The following is a 19,163-nucleotide window of genomic DNA, read 5'->3' as shown; positions in this document are numbered from 1 at the left end:
GACTCTTCAATGCAAAGCCTCGATCTAAGCATAGTTGCACCCTACTCTGAACTGCTGGCGACAGGCTTGTGGTGGACCGTTGTATTGTTTCTAAGCTCCAGCGTGTTAAGCCTGATGTTGGGAGTGGTCTTTGCCCTTATCGTTCTTTATGCGCCCAGGGTCGCTGCTCTTCCGGTGCGCTTTATCACCTGGCTGCTGATGGGCACGCCGCTCCTTCTACAGTTGTACGTGATTTATTACGGTCTGGTGCAAGTGGGGATCGATATCCCGGCCTTGGTGGCAGGCATCATAGGCCTGAGCCTGCACTTCGCTGTCTACAATGCTGACGTGATTCGTGCCGGGGTAATGTCCGTGGACCCTGGCCAGATTGAAGGCGCCAGGTCCATTGGCCTCAGCCGCGGTCAGACCCAGCGTTACGTGATTGTGCCGCAAGCACTTCGCAGCACCATTGCGCCCCTTGGAAACAACCTGATCGTGCTGTTAAAGGACACCTCCCTGGTGTCCATCATCGGTATTGCAGAGTTGGTCTATAGCGCTCAGCGTGCAGTCAGCGAGACATACAGCCCCTTTGAGTTTTATCTGACCGTTGGGGTTATTTATTATGCGGTCAATCTTGTTCTGGAAGCCGGTCTGCACCTTCTCGAAAATAAGGTAGAGATGTCACGATGATCACAGAAAAGTCCATGATTGAGGTTAAAGGCGCTCGCAAGTCCTATGGCGCCATTGAAGTTCTCAAAGGCATCGATCTTTCCGTCTCTCGCGGACAAATCATCGCCATTATCGGCCCCAGTGGCTCGGGCAAAAGCACGTTGTTACGTTCAATCAATCAACTTGAAGTGCTGAACGACGGTGAGATTTGGCTAGAGGGTGAACAGGTCAATCGCCCCTTGAAAGGCCGCGCGTTTGAACTGCATATCAATGCAGTGCGCCAGCAAATGGGCATGGTGTTTCAACACTTCAATCTGTTCCCGCATCTGACCGTGTATGAAAACATTGCCCTGGGTCCGATAAAGCTCAAAGGGTTTAGTAAAAAAGCATCGCGTGAGTTGGCGATGGAGTACTTGTCAAAAGTTGGACTGGCCAACAAGTTCGATGAGTACCCCTCTCGGCTATCGGGTGGGCAGAAGCAGCGCGTTGTCATTGCACGGGCACTGGCGATGCAACCCAAAGTCATGCTGTTCGATGAGGCCACATCGGCGCTGGATCCCGAGCTTGTCGAAGAGGTCAACTTGGTCATGAAGCAACTTGCTGCAGAGCACATGACCATGTTGATCGTCACCCATGAAATGCGCTTTGCGGGCGAAGTGGCAGACCGGATCATCTTTATGGACGGTGGCGTAGTGGTGGAGGAGGGCGCGCCGGGAGAGATCCTGAAAAACCCTGTTCACGAACGAACCCGGTCGTTCTTGAAAAAGCATCTGCACGATAGATAAGTCGCGCCGGATACAAGGGGTGTGGCGTATCGATCGGGCAATTGAAGCAGAAGCTGCGGGCAGGCCAGCCACGCGGTTACTGTGAAAACCTCGGAATCGGCCACCGCCGAAATCCGGGCCAGAACTCCCAGCCTTCCAGCGCCGCCCGGCGCCCGCCCAAGTCGCATGGCCAGAGCCAGAAGAACCGTCAGCAACTCCACCATGCAGGCACCAGACACGCACTCCACCCGCGACATCCAATCGAGAAACGGGGAGCGAACAGGGAAAGTTTTGACTTTCAGGGATGAAAAACAAAAAAGGCCCACCTTTCGGTGAGCCTTTTTCGTTGTTCTATATGGTGCCGGCACCAGGAGTCGAACCCGGGACCTACTGATTACAAGTCAGTTGCTCTACCAACTGAGCTATACCGGCGTGTTAGGGCGACGATTATAGCGATTGGCGGGCGTCTGTAAACCCCTGAAAACTGACTATTTTTGCGCAGGCCTCTGGTGCGCGGTTGGCGCTTGGTTGGGAAGCCGTGGGCGCGAGTGTGTCCGGTGTGGCTGAGGGTGTGTCCAAGGTGGCGTGTTTGCGTTTTGTCCCCGTTTATCAGGAATAGCCCCAATGGTCATGGATCTCAGGAAAAACCTCGTTTTCGTCGCGTTGGCTTTGCTCGGTGGGTGCAGTGTGAAACCAGTGCAGCCTTATGCCGAGCCCCCACAGGGTGCTCAGACGGCGCAGTTGCGGGTGATCACCAATGGCGAGGTGCGTGGCGCCGATTACGCCGGGTGTGTCGGCGAAACCCGGGGCTTGGCCAAGGCCGGGCGTTTTGGCGAGGATTTGCAGCCGAGTATCAATTATCCACAGGCGCCGCTGGTGCCGGGCAAGCAGGACATGGCGCCGCGATATGGGCCGAAGATGCAGCAGTACCTGGGGGCGAGTCGCATGGCCGAGGGGTTGTATACCGAGATCGTTGCCGAGTACCGGGTGCCGGCTGGCACGCCTTTCCTGCTGGAAAGCATGGGGCTGGCGGCGGGCAGCTATGGCAGTACTTACCTGACGTGCCCGGCGGCGAAGAAGGTGGTGCAGTTTGAGTCGGGTCGCAGTTATGAGGTTTATGTGGGCTTGAACAACGCCCCGGGTACCGACGGCAAGCTGGCGGCGATCTGTGTGTTTGGGGTTTACGAACTGCTGCCTCTTGGTCAGGCGCAGAAGTCGCTACCGCTGCCGATTGTGGCCACTCCGGCGGTCGAGACGCGCTGCCCAAGCCGTTGAGACGCCGCACCACTGATGCTCTATTGGTGGTACGGCGGCACTGGCAACCAAGCCACTCCAGAGCCCGTCCAGCGACGGGCTCTGTCCTTTCATCTCGTCACTTTCAGGCCTCCCAACCCGCGCCGCTGACGGCGGTTTGCACCAGGGGATGCAGTTGCGCCCCCTGGTGTTCGGTTTGCCAGGCCAGCAGGTCTTTGCGCATGCCGGGGGTCCAGAACATTTTCAGGTGGTTGCGCACGCTGAGCATGGCTTGCTGCTGGTCCGGCTCGTTGGCGAAGTACTGAGCGATCTGGTTGGCCATTTTGATCAGGTTGGCGGTGCTCATCGGCGGACCTCCGCGGCAGCGCCGCCTTTGCGTGCCTGGCGACGTTCGCTGAGCAGGCGCTGCTGTTCGTCACTGAACGCCTGGTAGCGTTTCTGCCATTCGGAAGGGTGGTAGACGCGGCTGACTTCCACCGCCGTGACCTTGTACTCCGGGCAGTTGGTGGCCCAGTCGGAGTTGTCGGTGGTGATCACGTTGGCCCCGGATTCGGGGAAGTGGAAGGTGGTGTACACCACGCCCGCCGCCACCCGTTCGGTGACCCGGGCCCGAAGTACAGTCTGCCCGGCGCGGCTGCCGATGCCGACCCAGTCGCCTTCATTGATGCCCCGGCTTTCGGCGTCGGTGGGGTGGATTTCCAGGCGGTCTTCATCGTGCCAGGCGATGTTGTCGGTGCGGCGAGTCTGGGCGCCGACGTTGTACTGGCTGAGGATGCGCCCGGTGGTCAGCAGCAGTGGGTAGCGGCCGTTGACCTTCTCTTCAGTGGGCACGTAGCCGGTCAGCATGAAGCGCCCCTTGCCGCGCACGAACTGGTCGATGTGCATGGTTGGGGTGCCGTCCGGCGCGTCCTGGTTGCATGGCCATTGCAGGCTGCCGTGGCGGTCCAGTTCGGCATAGCTGACGTTGGTGAAGGTTGGGGTCAGGCTGGCGATTTCATCCATGATTTCTGACGGGTGCTGATAGTGCATGGGGTAGCCCAGGGCGTTGGCCAGGGCCACGGTGCCTTCCCAGTCGGCCTTGCCGCCCAGGGGCTCCATGACTTTGCGCACCCGCGAGATGCGTCGTTCAGCATTGGTGAAGGTGCCGTCTTTTTCCAGGAACGAGCTGCCCGGCAGGAACACGTGGGCGAACTTGGCGGTTTCGTTGAGGAAGATATCCTGCACCACCACGCATTCCATGGCCGACAGCGCGGCGGTCACGTGTTGGGTGTTGGGGTCGCTCTGAGCGATGTCTTCGCCCTGGCAGTACAGGCCCTTGAAGCTGCCGCCCAGGGCTGCTTCGAACATGTTGGGGATGCGCAGGCCCGGGTCCGGTTGCAGGCTGACGTTCCACGCCTGCTCGAACTGCGCCCGCACCAGGTCGTTGGAAATATGCCGGTAGCCTGGCAGCTCGTGGGGGAACGAGCCCATGTCGCACGAGCCCTGGACGTTGTTCTGCCCCCGCAGCGGGTTGACCCCCACGCCTTCGCGGCCGATGTTGCCGGTGGCCATGGCCAGGTTGGCGATGCCCATTACCGCGGTGCTGCCCTGGCTGTGCTCGGTGATGCCCAGGCCGTAGTAGATCGCCGCGTTGCCACCGGTGGCGTAAAGCCGCGCGGCGGCGCGGATGTCGGCGGCGGGTACGCCGCAGATCAGGCCCAGGACCTCCGGCGAGTTCTCGGGGCGGCTGACAAACTCGCTCCAGCGCACGAAATCCGCAGCCTCGCAGCGGGCATCGATAAAGTCCTGCTGGAGCAGGCCCTCGGTGACGATCACGTGGGCCAGGGCATTGAGCATGGCGACGTTGGTGCCGGGGCGCAGGGCCAGGTGCAGCTCGGCGCGGGCGTGCACCGAGTCCACCAGGTCGATGCGCCGCGGGTCGATCACGATCAACCTGGCGCCTTCGCGCAGGCGCCGCTTGAGCTGGGAGGCGAACACCGGGTGCGCATCGCTGGGGTTGGCGCCCATCACCAGGATCACATCGGCCTGCATCACCGAGTCGAAGCTCTGGGTCCCGGCGGATTCGCCCAGGGTTTGCTTGAGGCCGTAGCCGGTGGGCGAGTGGCAGACCCGGGCGCAGGTGTCGACGTTGTTGTTACCGAAGGCGGCGCGCACCAGTTTCTGTACCAGGTAGGTTTCTTCGTTGGTGCAGCGGCTGGAGGTGATGCCGCCGATCGAGTCGCGGCCGTAGGTCTGTTGCAGCCGGCGGAATTCGCTGGCGGCGTAGGTCACGGCTTCATCCCAGCTGACTTCCTGCCACGGGTCGCTGATGTGCTTGCGGATCATCGGCTTGGTGATGCGATCCGGGTGGGTCGCATAGCCCCAGGCGAAGCGCCCTTTGACGCAGGAGTGGCCGTGGTTGGCGTGGCCGTTTTTGTCCGGGACCATGCGCACCAGTTGGTCGCCCTTCATCTCGGCGCGGAATGAGCAGCCGACCCCGCAATAGGCGCAGGTGGTGATGACGCTGCGCTCGGGCTGGCCCAGTTCGACCACGCTTTTTTCCATCAGGGTCGCGGTCGGGCACGCCTGTACACAGGCGCCGCAGGACACGCATTCGGACTCCAGGAAGTTGTCGCCACCGGCGGCGGCCACCCGCGACTCGAAACCGCGTCCGGTGATGGTCAGGGCGAAGGTGCCCTGGGTTTCCTCGCAGGCTCGCACGCAGCGGTTGCAGACGATGCACTTGCTGGGGTCGTAGTCGAAGTAGGGGTTGGAGGTGTCCTTTTTATCACGCAGGTGGTTCTCGCCTTCATAGCCGTAACGCACCTCGCGCAGGCCGACCTGGCCGGCCACGGTTTGCAGTTCGCAGTTGCCGTTGGCCGAGCAGGTCAGGCAGTCCAGTGGGTGGTCGGAGATGTACAGCTCCATCACGTTGCGGCGCAGGGTGGCGAGCTTCGGTGTTTGCGTGTGCACGCTCATGCCTTCGCTGACCGGGGTGGTGCAGGAGGCCGGGTAGCCGCGCATGCCGTCTATTTCCACCAGGCACATGCGGCACGAGCCGAAGGCTTCCAGGCTGTCGGTGGCGCACAGTTTGGGAATGCTGGTGCCCAGCAGCGCGGCGGCGCGCATCACCGAGGTGCCTTGGGGCACGCTGATGCTGCGCCCGTCGATGTTCAGGGTGACCTGCACCTGGCTCTCGCGGGCCGGGGTGCCAAGATCCATGTCTTTGGCGGGGTCGAATTGGATGATCATTGCTCAGCCTCCGCGGCATGCAGACCGAAGTCGGCGGGGAAGTGCTTGAGGGCGCTGGCGACCGGGTAGGAGGTCATGCCCCCGAGGGCGCACAGCGAGCCATATTGCAGGGTGTCGCACAGGTCTTTGAGGATGATGGCCTGCTGTTCGCGATGGTCCTGGTCGGGCGCCGCCAGCAGGCGGTCGATGACCTCCATGCCGCGGGTCGAACCGATCCGGCATGGGGTGCATTTACCGCAGGATTCCTCGGCGCAGAATTGCAGGGCGAAGCGCGCCATGTGCGCCATGTCCAGGCTGTCATCGGCGACCACCACGCCGCCGTGGCCAAGCATCGCGCCCATGGCGGCGAAGGCTTCGTAATCCAGTGGCGTGTCGAATTGCGACGGTGGCACCCAGGCGCCAAGCGGACCGCCGACCTGGGCCGCTTTCAACGGACGGCCGCTGGCGGTGCCGCCGCCGTAGTCTTCCACCAGTTCGCGCAGGGTCAGGCCGAAGGCGCGTTCCACCAGGCCGCCGTGGCGCACATTGCCCGCCAGCTGGAAGGGCATGGTGCCCAGGGAGCGCCCCATGCCGTAGTCGCGATAGAACTGTGCACCCTTGGCCAGGATCAGCGGCACCGAGGCGAGGGTCAGCACGTTGTGCACCAGGGTCGGCAGGCCGAACAGCCCTTGCAGGGCCGGGATCGGCGGCTTGGCGCGGACGATCCCGCGCTTGCCTTCCAGGGAGTCCAGCAGCGCGGTTTCTTCGCCGCAGATGTAGGCCCCGGCGCCGACCCGCACTTCCATATCGAACGCCTGGCCGCTGCCGCCGACATTGGCCCCGAGATAGCCGTTGCTGCGCGCGATCTCCAGCGCTTCGCGCAGGGTGGCCACGGCCTGCGGGTACTCCGAGCGCACGTAGATATAGCCGTAGCTGGCGCCGACGCTGATGCCGGCGATGGCCATGCCTTCGATCAGCAGGAACGGGTCGCCCTCCATCAGCATGCGGTCGGCGAAGGTGCCGGAGTCGCCTTCGTCGGCGTTGCACACGATGTACTTTTGCACCGCCTGGGTGCCGCGCACGGTGCGCCATTTGATCCCCGCCGGAAATGCCGCGCCGCCCCGGCCACGCAGGCCGGAATCGAACACCGCGGTGGCGGTCTGTTCGCCGCCCAGGGTCACGGCCCGGGCCAGACCCTCAAAGCCGCCGTGGGCTCGGTAGTCATCCAGGGACAGTGGCCGGGTGATGCCGGCACGGGCAAACAGCAGGCGTTGCTGGCTGTGCAGATACGGCAGGTGTTCCACCAGGCCCAGGGCCAGTGGATGAGCGCTGGCGTCGCCTTGAAGGGCGTCGAGCAGGGCGGGGACATCGGCGGCGGTCAGCGGGCCGAAGCCGATGCGCCCCTCGGGGGTGTCGACTTCCAGCATGGGCTCGAGCCAGTACAGCCCGCGCGAGCTGGTGCGATGCAGGTCCAGCGGCCAGTGGCGTTGCTCGGCCTGGGTCACCAGGGCGCTGGCCAGGGCATCGGCGCCGACCGCGCGGGCCAGGGAGTCACAGGGCAGGTACAGGCGGTTCATGGCGCATCCTCCCGACAGCCGTCGAGCAGCGCATCGAGGCGCTCGGCGTTCAGGCGCGCGTGAACCTGGCCATCCAGTTCCAGGGCGGGCGAGCAGGCACAGGCGCCCAGGCAATACACCGGGCGCAGGCTGATGCTGCCATCGGCGCTGCTGCCGTAGTCGTCCAGTTGCAGGCGCTCGCGCAGGTGCGCCGCCAGTTGCTCGGCGCCGCGGCTCTGGCATGACTCGGCGCGGCACAGGCGCAGGATATGGCGCGCCGGCGGTGCGGTGCGAAAGTCATGGTAGAAACTGATTACCCCGCGAATCTCGGCCTGACTCTGGTTCAGGGCGTGGGCAATCTCGGGGATGGCGGCATCGGGGATATAGCCGATGCCCTCCTGAATTTCATGAAGGATCGGCAACAGTGCGCCGGGGGAGCCCTGGTGGCGCTCCAGCAGGCTGTTGACCATAGGCAGGTGCAACATCTCATCAGGCATACAGCATTCCTCACGGTCACGGACACGCCCAAAGGCTGTCGGCTGTCCGAAAGTGTCGGCTGCGGCAGTCACGCCACGTCACGGTATCGCGGCATGTTCAGGCCGTTGGCCAGGCACCCTGAGCGGGCATCTTGTTGTACCCGGCGCGGTCTTTGCCGCACCTGTTCAGGGCATAAAGGGCAGCTTGCCACGCCGCCTCCGATTCAATGGCTCGGAAGCGACATGTTCAGTTCCATGCACGACTGCCTATTGAGTCTAGAAGAGTCGATGCAACCTGACGGGCCGCGGGCTGAATATCGGACAAAAGATACGTGTCCAGGTATGACCCCGATCAGTTGAAGGCGTAATAGTCAGTGGCGCCGCCCAAAGAGGAGGGTGGGCACTGTGGCGATGGAGCTTGCTCCCGCTCGGGCGCCCAGCGGCGGTAGAGCCCGCGGTTCGTCGGTTGGAACCGGGACTCAGCCATTGGGCTGGCGTTGCCAGCCAGCGGGAGCAAGCGCCCTCGCCACAAAAAAGGGGGGTTAGGAACGGGCGCGGCGCTGGGCGGCGTACTGCAAGGCCAGGCGGGCCAGCAGCACCAGCAGGGTGACGCCGATGAGCAGCACCGAAATCGCCGCCACGCTGGGGTCGACGTTATCGCGCAGGCCGCCCCAGATCCGTCGCGGCAAGGTGTTGACGTCGACGCTGGTGATAAACAGGGTCACCGCCACTTCTTCCCAGGACAGGGCAAAGCTCAGCAGCGCGGTGGAAAAAATCCCCAGCTTGAGGTTCGGCAGCATCACCAGGAAGGTGGTCTGCATCAGGCTGGCCCCGAGGTTGCGCGAGGCCAGTTCGATGCGCCGGTCGATCTGGCTCAGGGCCACCAGCATGGTCACCACGCCATAGGGCACCACCATCACCACATGGGCGATCACCACCCCGGGCAGGGTGTCGTAGCCCAGGCCTGGGGCGATGCGGCTGAGGTTGGTTTCCATGAAGTACAGAACCAGCGCCGAGATCACCGGCGGGATGGCCATGGGCAGCAGCACCAGGCCGATCAGCAAGGTCGCCAGGCGCGAGCGCAGGTACCAGATGCCGAGGCTGAAACTCACCGCCAGCAGGGTCGCGATCAGGCTGGTGGCGGTGGCGATGGCCAGGCTCTGGCCGATGCTCGACAGCCAGTCGGGGTTGCTCAGCAGCGCTTCGTAGTGACGCAGCGACCAGTTGCCGTCGGGCATCGACAGGTAGCGCTTGGCGGTGAAGGACACCGGGATCACCGTCAGCAACGGGAACAGCATGAAGGCCATGGCGACCACGGCCAGCAGCCGGGTACTCGGGGCAGTGCGATGTGTATTCATAAAGTCCTCAGCTCACCAGTCGGTTGACGCGGGTGATGCGCAGCAGCAGCCAGATCAGCGCGCTGACCAGGGCCAGCAGCACCAGGCTGAGCGCCGCGCCCAGGCCCCAGTTGCTGGTCTGGAACATTTGCAGGAACACGTATTCGGCAATCATCACGGTCTGCCCGCCACCGAGCAGCACCGGGGTGATGAAAAAGCCCAGGCAGAACACAAAGACCATGATGAAGGCCCCCAGCAGCCCGGGCAGGGTCTGCGGCAACAGCACCTGCCAGAAGGTGCGCAAGGCGCTGGCGCCGAGCCCGCGCGAAGCCAGGAGCACGCGCTGGTCGAGCTGGCGCATGCTCGACAGCAGTGGAAACAACGCATAGGGAATCATGAAGTGGAGCATGCCGATCACCACCCCCAGTTCGTTGCGGGTCAGTTGCAGCGGGTGATCCACCAGCCCCAGGGCCATCAGGCTGTCGTTGACCACACCGTTGCTGCGCAGGGCGATCAGCCAGCCAAAGGCCCGCACCAGCACCGAGATCCAGAACGGGATAAACACGCAGATTTCCACCACCCGCTGCCAGAACGGCGGGCTGAACACCCAGCAATAGGCCAGCAGGTAGCCGATCAGCAGCGCCAGCACGCTGACCGTCAGGCACAGGCGCAAGGTGCGCCAGAGCATGTCGTGGATCGCCGGGTCGGTGGCGATGCGCTGGTACTGGTCGAGGCCGGGTTCGGGCAGGGTGAAGCTCCAGCCGACCACGCCGAAAAACGGCAGCAGGTAAAACACCACCAGCAGCAGCGGCAGGGGGAACAGCAGCAGGTTGCGTTCCAGGCGAGCGGTTCGGGTTGCACTCATGGTCGACGGCTCACTTGGACAGGTGGGTCAGGTACTGTTCCAGGGTGCTGGCGTAGTGGTCGGCGTACCACTGGGTGTCGAGGAAGATCTGCTTCTTCAGGTTCTCCTCGGAGGCGCAGTTGCGCTCGCGCTGCTCGGCGTTCATCAACTGCTGGGTGGCCGGGTTGGACGGGCCGTTGCCCAGGCTTTCGAACAGTGTGAGCTGGCCTGCCGGCTGCAACGCGTGCTGGATGAACTGCATGGCCGCCGGCCGCCCGGCCGGGTTGTCCTTGAGCACGCCCCAACTGCTGGCGTTGATAAAGGCGTTGTCGAAGCTCCACTTGATGCGGTTTTCGCTGTCTTCGGCGAGCAGGGTGGCGCGGGTGTGCCAGATGGCGCCGACCGAGGCTTCGCCCTCGATCATCAACTGCTGGCTTTCCGCGCCCGACCCCCAGAACGACAGGACGTGGGGCTTGAGTTCGTCGATTTTGCGCAACGCCCGGGGCACGTCCAGCGGGTACAGCTGATGCGCCGCTACGCCGTCGGCCAGCAGCGCCGCTTCGAGCATGCCGTTCATCCATTTGTAGAGGGTGCGCTTGCCGGGAAATTTTTCCACGTTCCAGAAATCGGCCCAGTTCTTCGGTCCGTTGTCGCCGAATTTCTGGCTGTCCCAGGCAATCACGTAGCTGAACAGATAACCGGCGATCCCGTGTTCGTGGGACAGCTCCGGGGCCACCAGGTCGCGCTGCACCACGCTGTAGTCCAGGGGTTGCAGGACCTGGTCACGGCCCAGGGTCATGGCGCTGTAACTGTCGACATCGACCACGTCCCAGCTGGGGCGGCCGCTGGCCAGTTGCGAGCGGATGGCGCCCTCGGTCGGCCCGGCGCCGTCGATGCGCACCGCGATCCCGGTGTTGCGGGTGAAGCTGTCGGTCCAGGCCTTGCGAAACGCATCCAGCGCATCGCCGCCCCAGTTGACCACCACCAGCGGCTTGTCCGCTGCCCAACTGATGCCGCTGCGCATGGCCAGCGGCAGGGCCGCGAGCAACCCCATGGCCTGGATGAAACTGCGGCGGTCGATCTGCCCGGTGCGGGCTTTGTCGATCAGGATCTGAATGCTGTCGCGCTGATGGTCCTGGCTCATGGGGCAAGTCCTCGCTGGGCCGGCACCCTTCAGCGGGTGCGGCCGATTGTTGTTATGGGGAGAGCTGTGATGGTGCGGCGCTGGGCGAAACCCGCCCTGGTTCAGGCGTCCAGCAGGAACCCGTGCTGCACCGGCCAACTGAGCCACACCGGGGTGCCGCTGGGCAGCCGCGCGCCGGGGTGGTCGCCCGGCACCGACAGGTTGATCGGTGCCTGGTCCGCGCTGACGTTGAGCGCCAGGTGGGTACTGGCGCCCTGGTACACGCGGTCGCCCAGATAGGCGGGTAGCACGTTGCCGCTGCCGGCTTCCGGGCGCTGGGTGTGCAGGGTCATGTGCTCGGGGCGCACGGCCAGCAACTGCGCCTGACTGCCCAGGGGCTGGGGCGCGGCGGCGTGCAGTTGGCTGTCGCCGCAGCGACCACTGGCCTGGCTGCCATGGCGTGCCACGTCCTGCAGCGGGAAGAGGTTCATCTTGCCCAGGAACTCGGCGACGAAGCGGCTGTTGGGCCGGTCATAGATGACTTGCGGGGTATCGACCTGGGCCAGGCGGCCCTGGTTGAAAATGGCGATTCGCGTCGACAGTGCCAGGGCTTCGCCCTGGTCATGGGTGACGAATACGAAGCTGGTGCCGACCTGGCGGTGGATGCGCTGCAACTCGGTTTGCAGCTGTTCGCGCAGGTTTTTATCGAGGGCCGACAGGGGTTCGTCGAGCAGCAGCATGTCCGGTTCGAACACCAGTGCGCGGGCGATGGCGACGCGCTGTTGCTGGCCGCCGGAAAGCTCCGAGGGTTTCTTGTCGAGGTGGGCGCCGAGGCCGACCACTTCAATGATGTGCTTGACCCGGCGCTGGCGCTCCTCGGCCTTGACCCCGCGAATGCGCAGCGGATAGGCGACGTTGTCGGCCACGCTCATGTGCGGGAACAGTGCATAACCCTGGAACACCATGCCGTAGTTGCGCTTCTCGGCCGGCCGCTGGCTGATGTCCACGCCATGCTCCAGCAGCTTGCCGGCGCTGGGGCTGAGAAAGCCGGCGAGGATCATCAGCAGGGTGGTTTTGCCCGAGCCGGAAGGTCCGAGCAGGGTCAGGAATTCGCCTTGGCGAACATTCAGGTTGATCGCATCAAGGGCGGTGAATTTGCCGTAGTACTGGCTGATGCCTTGGGCGCTGAGCTGAATAGAGGGATTGCTGGACACGACGGAGTTCTCCCTTTGGCCTGTCTGGCATCTGAGGTTTTTGTTGTGGGCTCAGGCAGGCGTAGGCCCATTATTGTCAAAAGGATTGCTACATCAATGGAATATTTTTCGCCGCATTGGTGAGGAATATCGAACAAAAAAGCAGGCGCGAGGGGGCTTGCCCCGGTGCCTCGCCGCCGCTGTTCAAAGCCGCAAAAAGCCGGTCGAAGGCCCTGGCTCAAAGCTGCTGCGGGGACCTTGAATGGCTGGCCTTATGCCCTCGGGCCGCTGGGCTTATACACAATCGACGGCTGCCGCGAGCCCCGTCTGCGGGATTTTGTGAAGCCGTTCTCATTAGCTCGCAACTGGCTGTTTTTCCGATATTTTATTGTGTGAACAAAAAATGACCAGCGCTGAGGATGGCCCCTGGGCCATGGTTTTACAGGCGTCGTGGATATTCCATCAACAGAGTTATCCACAGGCTGGGGCGGTTCAGGCGCGCTCGGCAAGCAACATCAAATTGCGGGGCGTCAGCGGCGCCTGGCAGAACAGGCCCAGGCGTACCTGGTAGCCCTGTTCCTGCAGAAACAGTCCGCGATCCAGCACCAGCCACAGTTCCAGTGGCCGCCGAAACAAACCGCGGAGCAATTCCAGGTTGCGCACCTGGGCCAGGCGCTGCCAGCCGGCGGCTTCCAGGGCCGGCCAGTCCGGGTTGCCGGTGATGGCCAAACCCTTGAGCGCCGCCAGGTCGCGGCAATACTCGGCGAAGGGTTTGTCCAGCCAACTGCTGGGCAGCGACGGAGTGGGCAGGTACTGGTCACTGGCGCGCAGGCGGCGTTGCAGCAGGTCGAACCCCAGGCGCCGGGCCATGGAGGTATCACGCTGGCGCCGGACCCGGGCGCCGGCGGTCACGGTTTCACTCATGGGCAGGGCCAGGTCGTCGAGGGACAGGCGCAATGCCGACCCCTGGGCGCTGGTCGACAGCGGCACGTAGTGTGGGGCCTGGATACGGTTGTAGCAGCACGGGGCAATCGCCAGTTGCCGGCAACCGGCGCTGCTGGCCAGTTGCATCAGGCGTACATGCAGTTCGCCGCAGGCATGCAGCGCCACCGGGGTGTGTTCGGGTTCGAGGCGCGAGGCCGCGTCGGCGGCCAATACATCCTGCTGCACATGGGTGGCGCTCAGCTGATGGTGCTGGCTCAGTTGCCGGCCGCTGGCGATCAGCGCCGGGTCGTACTCCAGGCAGGTCAGCTGTTGCCCCGGTTGCAGCAGGCGCCGGCCGAGGTGGCCCTTGCCCGCGCACCAGTCCAGCCAGTGGCTGGGCGTTGCAGAAAACTGCAGGCGGCTGGCAAAGGCTTCCAGTTGCTGCCATTTGCGTCCGGGCACGTCCACGTTCAGGCGTTGCCGGGCCGGCGGCACCGGGTGTTCGGGCAGCTCGCCCAGGTCACTCAGGGCCAGGGCCTCGCCAGCCAGGGCCGGGAAGGGCGCCGGCGCATCCAGGGCCTGCAGGTGGGTATGGCTGGCCTCGGCGTCGACCAGGGAGCGCCCGCGCAGCCAGTGCGCGAGCTCGGGATACTGGGCTTCCCAAGGCAGGTGCAGGTGCGTGAACGGGCGGGGACGCCACAGCGCCTGGTGCGCCAGCAGAAAACGCTCCAGGGCCTGGAAGCGGGGCTGCAGTTCGGGGCCGTGGAGGGCGGTGGGCATGGGCGGCTCGGCGAAGTGGGGCGGGGTATGCGCCCGCTCTGCCGGTAGCGATCAGCAGAGCGGGTGGCGCTTCAGCGACCCTGGCAGGCGTCGACCCGCAGCCAGCGTTCCAGTTGGCGGAATGCCTGGACCAGCATGAACGACATCAACAGGTAGAACACCCCGGCGGTGAAGAACATATCCACCGTCAGGTAGTTGCGGGCAATGATGGTGCGCGCCATGCCGGTCAGTTCCAGCAGGGTCACGGTGCTGGCCAGGGAACTGGCCTTGAGCATCAGGATCACTTCGTTGCTGTAGGCCGGCAGGCCGATGCGCGCGGCACGGGGCAGGATGATATAGAACAGCGCCTTGGGCTTGGACATGCCCAGGGCCCGTGCGGCTTCGATCTCGCCGGGTGGAATGGCCTGGATCGCGCCGCGCAGGATCTCGGCAATATAGGCCGCGGTGTGCAGGGTCATGGTGGCGGTGGCACACCAGAACGGGTCACGCAGGTACGGCCACATGAAGCTCTCGCGCACCGCATCGAACTGCGCCAGGCCGTAATACACCAGAAACAGCTGCACCAGCAGCGGCGTGCCGCGAAAGAAAAAGATGTAGGCATAAGGCAGGGCGCGCACGTACCACAGCTTGGACGAGCGGGCGATGCCCAGGGGGATGGCTAGCAGCAGGCCGAGAATCACGGCGATGCCCACCAGCTCCAGGGTCAGCGTCGCGCCCTGGATGAACTTCGGCAGCCATTTGTAGATGACTTCCCATTCCATTACGTCGTCCTCACAAAGCCGCGGGCGGCGCGTTTTTCCAGGAAGTGCATGCCGGTCATGGCCAGCACGGTCAGGCCCAGATACATGAAGGCCGCGACCATGAAGAAGGTGAACGGGTGCTTGGCGAAGGTCACGGCGTTCTGCGCGTGGCGCATGATTTCTTCAAGGCCGATCACCGACACCAGCGCGGTGTCCTTCATCAGGATCATGAACAGGTTGCCCAGGCCCGGCAGGGCGATGCGCCACATCTGCGGCAGGATCAGCCGGGTGAAAATCCGAAACTTTGAAAGGCCCAGGGCGGTGCCCGCCTCGCGGTGACCCTTGGGGATGGCCAGGATCGCGCCGCGGAACACTTCCGTGGCATAGGCACCAAAGCACAGACCGAGGGCGATGACCCCGGCGAGAAACGGGCTGAGGGCCAGATCGGGGTTGCCGAAATACTCACCCAGCGCGCTCATCATATTCACCGTGCCGTAGTACATCAGCAGCACCCACAGCAGTTCCGGGACGCCGCGCACGATGGTCGAATAGGTTTCGCCAAGCCAGCGCAGCGGCTTGTACGGGGAAGTCTTGGCCAAGGCGCCGAGCAGACCGAGTACCAGCCCCAGGCACAACGCCGAGAGGGCCAGCTTGACGGTCATCAGCGCGCCGGCGGCGAGCGCCGGGCCGAATCCGTAGAGATCGATATTCATGGGTTCTGGATGGCTTTGCTAAGGACCGGCGCCCAGGGGGCGAGCGCCGGTCAGGCAAGTCAGTATCAATAGATGCTGAACGGGAAGTACTTGTCGTTGATCTTCTTGTACGTGCCGTCGGCCACGATTTCCTTCAGGGCGGCGTTCAGCTTCTCGCGCAGTGGATCTTTCTTGCGCACGGCAATCCCGATCTTGTCGCTTTCTTCAACCGGGTCGCCCTTGAACTCGTAAGGCTTGCCGGCATCGCTCTTGAGCCACTCGTAGTTGACGTACTTGTCGGCCAGGATCGCGTCCAGGCGGCCGGAGGTCAGGTCCAGGTAGGCGTTTTCCTGGGTGTCATAGAGCTTGATGGTGATGTCGTCGCCCAGGTTGTCTTCCAGCCAGGTGCCGGCCAGGGTCGCCCGTTGTGCGCCGATGATCTTGCCCTTGAGCGAGGCCTTGTCGGTCTTGAACTCGGTTTTGGCTTTAGGGGCAATGAACTGCAGTTTGTTCGAGTAGTACGGGTCGGTGAAATCCACCGCCTGCTTGCGCTCGTCGGTGATCGACAGCGAGGAGATCAGGAAGTCGAACTTCTTGGCGTTGAGGGCCGGAATGATGCCGTCCCAGTCGGAGGTGACCACGGTGCATTCGACTTTCATCTTGGCGCACAGGGCATCGCCGATGTCTTTGTCGAAGCCGACGACCTGGCCGCTCGCATCTTTATTGTTGAACGGCGGGTAGGCGGCTTCGATCCCCATTTTCAGGGTCTCGGCGGCAGCCGTGGCGCTGAAGGCCAGGGTGACGGCAGCGGCCAGGAGGATTTTTTTATAGCTCTGCATGCGTGTAGCTCCGTTAGCGGTTGCTGGACATGAATTGTTTGCAGCGCGCCGAAAGCGGGTTATCGAAGACCTGCTGTGGCGATCCTTGCTCTTCTACCAGACCCTGGTGCAGGAATACCACTTCACTGGAAACCTGGCGGGCAAAGCCCATCTCATGGGTCACCAGCAGCATGGTACGGCCTTCTTCGGCCAGGGCGCGGATCACGGCCAGCACTTCCTGGACCATTTCCGGGTCCAGGGCCGAGGTCGGTTCATCAAACAGAATGACCTTGGGCGCCATAGCCAGGGTGCGGGCAATGGCCGCGCGTTGCTGCTGGCCACCGGAGAGCTGGGACGGGTAGGCGTGGCGCTTGTCGCCGATGCCGACCTTGGCCAGCAGCGCCTCGGCCACTTCGATGGCTTCGGCCTTGCTCTGGCCGAGGACCCGGCGCGGAGCCTCGATAATGTTGTCGAGCACGCTCATGTGCGGCCAGAGGTTGAAGTTCTGGAACACGAAACCGATTTCGCTGCGCAGGCGGTTGATCTGCTTGCCGTCGGCGGCAACCAGTTCGCCATTTTTGGCGGGCTTGAGCTTGAGTTCTTCACCGGCGACCAGGATCTGGCCCTGGTGCGGGTTTTCCAGCAGGTTGATGCAGCGCAGGAAGGTGGACTTGCCAGAACCGGAGGAGCCCAGGATCGAGATCACGTCGCCGTCGCGTGCGGTCAGCGAGACGCCCTTGAGCACCTCCAGCGAGCCGTAGCGTTTATGCAAGTTGCGGATTTCAAGCGCGGGCGTGGCCTCAGCCATGTGCGGTCCTCATTGGGTTCATTGCGCTCCTGCTGTTGGCCGCCTTCCTGGCGAGGCGCCAAGCTAGCATAGGGTTTCAATCACAGCCAACAGCGCCACGGGGGGTAAACAGAAGGTGTGCGGCAGGTTGTCGCATCAGCACAGCAGACTGTCGCGCCATCAACAACCGAACGCCTGTTTGAACCCGGTTCGTGGTGGGCGTCGCGTAAAAAAAGGCGCGATGGTGCCAGCTTTGGCCGGGTGTTGGAAGCGTCAAGGGGCCAAAGGTCATGGATCCGCACCTTAATTGGGCGCAACGCCGTTTTGGGGTGTGTTTCTGGTGCGCCGTTTCGTCCTACAAAGTGGGTCTCTCGGTAACGCTGTGGCTAATTGCTATCAAACTCAATGACTTGCGATGACCCGCCGGTCGGGCTTGCAGCCCGCGCCGTTGGGGATCCTGTAACATTTTGGCGCAATTCTTGCGTAAGAAATAAACAACGCCCTGTTGGATTCTTTTTACGAGAAGGAATGCAGACCGGGCGCAGTGAATCTATTTTCGTTGCAAAGGTGCTTTAAATGAGCGGTACGCAACTCTCCAATGACCTCGAACAGGGGCTCAAACCGCGGCATGTCACCATGCTGTCGATTGCCGGCGTCATCGGCGCCGGGCTGTTTGTCGGCTCCGGCCATGCCATCGCCGAAGCCGGCCCCGCCGTGCTCCTGGCCTATGCCGCCGCCGGTACCCTGGTGGTGCTGGTCATGCGCATGCTGGCCGAGATGGCCGTGGCCTCACCGGATACCGGTTCCTTTTCGACCTACGCCGACCGCGCCATCGGGCACTGGGCCGGTTTCACCATCGGCTGGTTGTACTGGTGGTTCTGGGTGTTGGTGATTCCGCTGGAAGCCAACGCCGCCGCGACCATCCTCCATGCCTGGTTCCCCGGCATCGCGATCTGGGTCTTTACCCTGGTCATCACCCTGTTGCTGACCGCGACCAACCTGTTCAGCGTGAAGAACTACGGCGAGTTCGAGTTCTGGTTCGCCCTGATCAAGGTCGTGGCCATCATCGGCTTCGTGATCCTGGGCCTGCTGGCGATCTTCGGCTGGTTGCCGGGCAGCCAAGTCAGTGGCGTGTCCCACCTGTTTGACACTCAGGGCTTCCTGCCCAACGGCATGGGCGCGGTATTGGCGGCGATGCTGACCACCATGTTCTCCTTCATGGGCACCGAGATCGTCACCATCGCGGCCGCCGAGTCGAAGAACCCGGGGCAGCAGATCTCCAAGGCCACCAACTCGGTGATCTGGCGGATCGGTCTGTTCTACCTGGTGTCGATCTTTATCGTCGTGGCCCTGGTGCCGTGGAACGATCCGGCCCTGGCCAAGGTGGGTTCCTACCAGACCGTGCTCGACCGCATGGGCATCCCCAACGCCAAGCTGATCGTCGACCTGGTGGTCCTGGTCGCCGTGACCAGCTGCTTGAACTCGGCGCTCTACACCGCCTCGCGCATGCTCTTCTCCCTGGGCAAGCGTGGCGATGCACCGACCGTGGCCAAGCGCACCAATAAAAGCGGCACCCCGTACTGGGCCGTATTGCTGTCGACGGCAGCAGCGTTCCTCGCGGTATTTGCCAACTACGTGGCGCCGGCGGCGGTGTTCGATTTCCTGCTGGCCAGCTCCGGCGCCATCGCCCTGCTGGTGTACCTGGTGATTGCTGTGTCGCAACTGCGCATGCGCCAGAAACGCATGGCTGCGGGTGAGAAAATCGCCTTCCGCATGTGGCTGTTCCCGGGCCTGACCTACGCGGTGATCGTGTTCATCATCGGCGTCCTGGCGATCATGCTGTTCCAGGAAGAGCACCGCGTGGAGATCCTCGCCACCGGCCTGCTGAGCCTGCTGGTGATTGCCGCGGGCCTGCTGGTAGCGCGGCGCCGTCGGATCGAGCGCGCTGGTCCGCCGGTGCTGAGCTGACGGCTGAGCCCACTACCCGCTGAAAAGGCCGCGCTCAGAAATGACCGCG

General features: G+C 63.5%; 17 protein-coding genes and 1 tRNA gene. 4 read left to right on the top strand and 14 right to left on the bottom strand.

Annotated features, from left to right (window positions below):
* The first annotated feature begins 9 nt into the window (after positions 1 to 9).
* Together AC19YX_RS11705 and AC19YX_RS11700 are read left to right on the top strand one after the other, a co-directional pair.
* Positions 10 to 669: an amino acid ABC transporter permease gene (locus tag AC19YX_RS11705; RefSeq protein WP_201129015.1), complete on the top strand. Its 660-nt coding sequence runs from the start codon at positions 10 to 12 to the stop codon at positions 667 to 669.
* Positions 666 to 1,433 (top strand): amino acid ABC transporter ATP-binding protein, encoded by a 768-nt coding sequence (locus AC19YX_RS11700; RefSeq protein ID WP_500606299.1) that lies wholly within the window; start codon positions 666 to 668, stop codon positions 1,431 to 1,433. Before AC19YX_RS11705 ends, AC19YX_RS11700 begins: the two co-directional genes overlap by 4 nt.
* A 335-nt stretch (positions 1,434 to 1,768) precedes the next feature.
* Here AC19YX_RS11700 and AC19YX_RS11695 read toward each other — a convergent pair.
* Positions 1,769 to 1,844: transfer RNA gene (locus AC19YX_RS11695), tRNA-Thr, on the bottom strand.
* A 255-nt stretch (positions 1,845 to 2,099) separates the two neighbouring features.
* Between AC19YX_RS11695 and AC19YX_RS11690 the strand changes: the two genes are divergently transcribed.
* Positions 2,100 to 2,687: an amidase gene (locus tag AC19YX_RS11690; protein ID WP_500606298.1), complete on the top strand. Its 588-nt coding sequence runs from the start codon at positions 2,100 to 2,102 to the stop codon at positions 2,685 to 2,687.
* 103 nt (positions 2,688 to 2,790) lie between these two features.
* Here the strand turns inward: AC19YX_RS11690 and AC19YX_RS11685 are convergent, their stop codons facing one another.
* From AC19YX_RS11685 to AC19YX_RS11625, 13 genes are all read right to left on the bottom strand, one after another.
* Positions 2,791 to 3,012: a formate dehydrogenase subunit delta gene (locus tag AC19YX_RS11685; RefSeq protein ID WP_020299883.1), complete on the bottom strand. Its 222-nt coding sequence runs from the start codon at positions 3,010 to 3,012 to the stop codon at positions 2,791 to 2,793.
* Positions 3,009 to 5,897, bottom strand: coding sequence for a formate dehydrogenase subunit alpha (fdhF, locus tag AC19YX_RS11680; protein ID WP_500606297.1), 2,889 nt, complete (start codon positions 5,895 to 5,897; stop codon positions 3,009 to 3,011). The genes AC19YX_RS11685 and fdhF overlap by 4 nt, the downstream gene beginning before the upstream one ends.
* Complete coding sequence (locus AC19YX_RS11675) at positions 5,894 to 7,453, bottom strand: formate dehydrogenase beta subunit (RefSeq protein ID WP_500606296.1); 1,560 nt, start codon at positions 7,451 to 7,453, stop codon at positions 5,894 to 5,896. The genes fdhF and AC19YX_RS11675 overlap by 4 nt, the downstream gene beginning before the upstream one ends.
* Positions 7,450 to 7,929 carry a formate dehydrogenase subunit gamma gene (locus tag AC19YX_RS11670; protein WP_500606295.1) on the bottom strand — a complete coding sequence of 160 codons (480 nt, stop codon included), beginning with the start codon at positions 7,927 to 7,929 and terminating at the stop codon, positions 7,450 to 7,452. The genes AC19YX_RS11675 and AC19YX_RS11670 overlap by 4 nt, the downstream gene beginning before the upstream one ends.
* 521 nt (positions 7,930 to 8,450) lie before the next feature.
* A complete protein-coding gene (locus tag AC19YX_RS11665) occupies positions 8,451 to 9,266 on the bottom strand; it encodes an ABC transporter permease (protein WP_078469352.1) in 816 nt (271 codons plus the stop codon).
* Between the two features lie 7 nt (positions 9,267 to 9,273).
* Complete coding sequence (locus AC19YX_RS11660; protein WP_078469353.1) at positions 9,274 to 10,110, bottom strand: ABC transporter permease; 837 nt, start codon at positions 10,108 to 10,110, stop codon at positions 9,274 to 9,276.
* A gap of 10 nt (positions 10,111 to 10,120) precedes the next feature.
* Positions 10,121 to 11,233: an ABC transporter substrate-binding protein gene (locus tag AC19YX_RS11655; RefSeq protein ID WP_500606294.1), complete on the bottom strand. Its 1,113-nt coding sequence runs from the start codon at positions 11,231 to 11,233 to the stop codon at positions 10,121 to 10,123.
* A gap of 101 nt (positions 11,234 to 11,334) precedes the next feature.
* Positions 11,335 to 12,426: an ABC transporter ATP-binding protein gene (locus tag AC19YX_RS11650; protein WP_500606293.1), complete on the bottom strand. Its 1,092-nt coding sequence runs from the start codon at positions 12,424 to 12,426 to the stop codon at positions 11,335 to 11,337.
* A gap of 471 nt (positions 12,427 to 12,897) precedes the next feature.
* Positions 12,898 to 14,109 carry a methyltransferase gene (locus AC19YX_RS11645; protein WP_500606292.1) on the bottom strand — a complete coding sequence of 404 codons (1,212 nt, stop codon included), beginning with the start codon at positions 14,107 to 14,109 and terminating at the stop codon, positions 12,898 to 12,900.
* 71 nt (positions 14,110 to 14,180) lie between these two features.
* The gene (locus AC19YX_RS11640) at positions 14,181 to 14,870 is read right to left on the bottom strand and encodes an ABC transporter permease (RefSeq protein ID WP_078469357.1); all 690 of its coding nucleotides are present in this window, start codon (positions 14,868 to 14,870) and stop codon (positions 14,181 to 14,183) included.
* Complete coding sequence (locus tag AC19YX_RS11635) at positions 14,870 to 15,562, bottom strand: ABC transporter permease (protein WP_078469358.1); 693 nt, start codon at positions 15,560 to 15,562, stop codon at positions 14,870 to 14,872. The genes AC19YX_RS11640 and AC19YX_RS11635 overlap by 1 nt, the downstream gene beginning before the upstream one ends.
* 65 nt (positions 15,563 to 15,627) lie before the next feature.
* Positions 15,628 to 16,380 (bottom strand): ABC transporter substrate-binding protein, encoded by a 753-nt coding sequence (locus AC19YX_RS11630; RefSeq protein ID WP_020299576.1) that lies wholly within the window; start codon positions 16,378 to 16,380, stop codon positions 15,628 to 15,630.
* Positions 16,381 to 16,393: 13 nt separating this feature from the next.
* A complete protein-coding gene (locus AC19YX_RS11625; RefSeq protein WP_020299575.1) occupies positions 16,394 to 17,167 on the bottom strand; it encodes an ABC transporter ATP-binding protein in 774 nt (257 codons plus the stop codon).
* Positions 17,168 to 17,722: 555 nt separating this feature from the next.
* On the opposite strand from AC19YX_RS11625, the gene gabP reads away from it, so the two are divergent.
* Positions 17,723 to 19,114 carry a GABA permease gene (gene gabP, locus AC19YX_RS11620; protein WP_500606291.1) on the top strand — a complete coding sequence of 464 codons (1,392 nt, stop codon included), beginning with the start codon at positions 17,723 to 17,725 and terminating at the stop codon, positions 19,112 to 19,114.
* The last annotated feature ends 49 nt before the right edge of the window (positions 19,115 to 19,163 follow it).

The sequence above is a fragment of the Pseudomonas sp. MF09150 genome, assembly GCF_059862355.1.
Note: the sequence above shows the minus strand (reverse complement) of the source record. Positions and strands in the feature narration are given on the sequence as shown.

Coding starts and splice junctions, on each gene's coding strand:
- AC19YX_RS11705 (WP_201129015.1), top strand. CDS start 10: ATGCAAAGCCTCGATCTAAGCATAGTTGCACCCTACTCTGAACTGCTG.
- AC19YX_RS11700 (WP_500606299.1), top strand. CDS start 666: ATGATCACAGAAAAGTCCATGATTGAGGTTAAAGGCGCTCGCAAGTCC.
- AC19YX_RS11685 (WP_020299883.1), bottom strand. CDS start 3,012: ATGAGCACCGCCAACCTGATCAAAATGGCCAACCAGATCGCTCAGTAC.
- fdhF (WP_500606297.1), bottom strand. CDS start 5,897: ATGATCATCCAATTCGACCCCGCCAAAGACATGGATCTTGGCACCCCG.
- AC19YX_RS11675 (WP_500606296.1), bottom strand. CDS start 7,453: ATGAACCGCCTGTACCTGCCCTGTGACTCCCTGGCCCGCGCGGTCGGC.
- AC19YX_RS11670 (WP_500606295.1), bottom strand. CDS start 7,929: ATGCCTGATGAGATGTTGCACCTGCCTATGGTCAACAGCCTGCTGGAG.
- AC19YX_RS11665 (WP_078469352.1), bottom strand. CDS start 9,266: ATGAATACACATCGCACTGCCCCGAGTACCCGGCTGCTGGCCGTGGTC.
- AC19YX_RS11660 (WP_078469353.1), bottom strand. CDS start 10,110: ATGAGTGCAACCCGAACCGCTCGCCTGGAACGCAACCTGCTGCTGTTC.
- AC19YX_RS11655 (WP_500606294.1), bottom strand. CDS start 11,233: ATGAGCCAGGACCATCAGCGCGACAGCATTCAGATCCTGATCGACAAA.
- AC19YX_RS11645 (WP_500606292.1), bottom strand. CDS start 14,109: ATGCCCACCGCCCTCCACGGCCCCGAACTGCAGCCCCGCTTCCAGGCC.
- AC19YX_RS11640 (WP_078469357.1), bottom strand. CDS start 14,870: ATGGAATGGGAAGTCATCTACAAATGGCTGCCGAAGTTCATCCAGGGC.
- AC19YX_RS11635 (WP_078469358.1), bottom strand. CDS start 15,562: ATGAATATCGATCTCTACGGATTCGGCCCGGCGCTCGCCGCCGGCGCG.
- AC19YX_RS11630 (WP_020299576.1), bottom strand. CDS start 16,380: ATGCAGAGCTATAAAAAAATCCTCCTGGCCGCTGCCGTCACCCTGGCC.
- AC19YX_RS11625 (WP_020299575.1), bottom strand. CDS start 17,167: ATGGCTGAGGCCACGCCCGCGCTTGAAATCCGCAACTTGCATAAACGC.
- gabP (WP_500606291.1), top strand. CDS start 17,723: ATGAGCGGTACGCAACTCTCCAATGACCTCGAACAGGGGCTCAAACCG.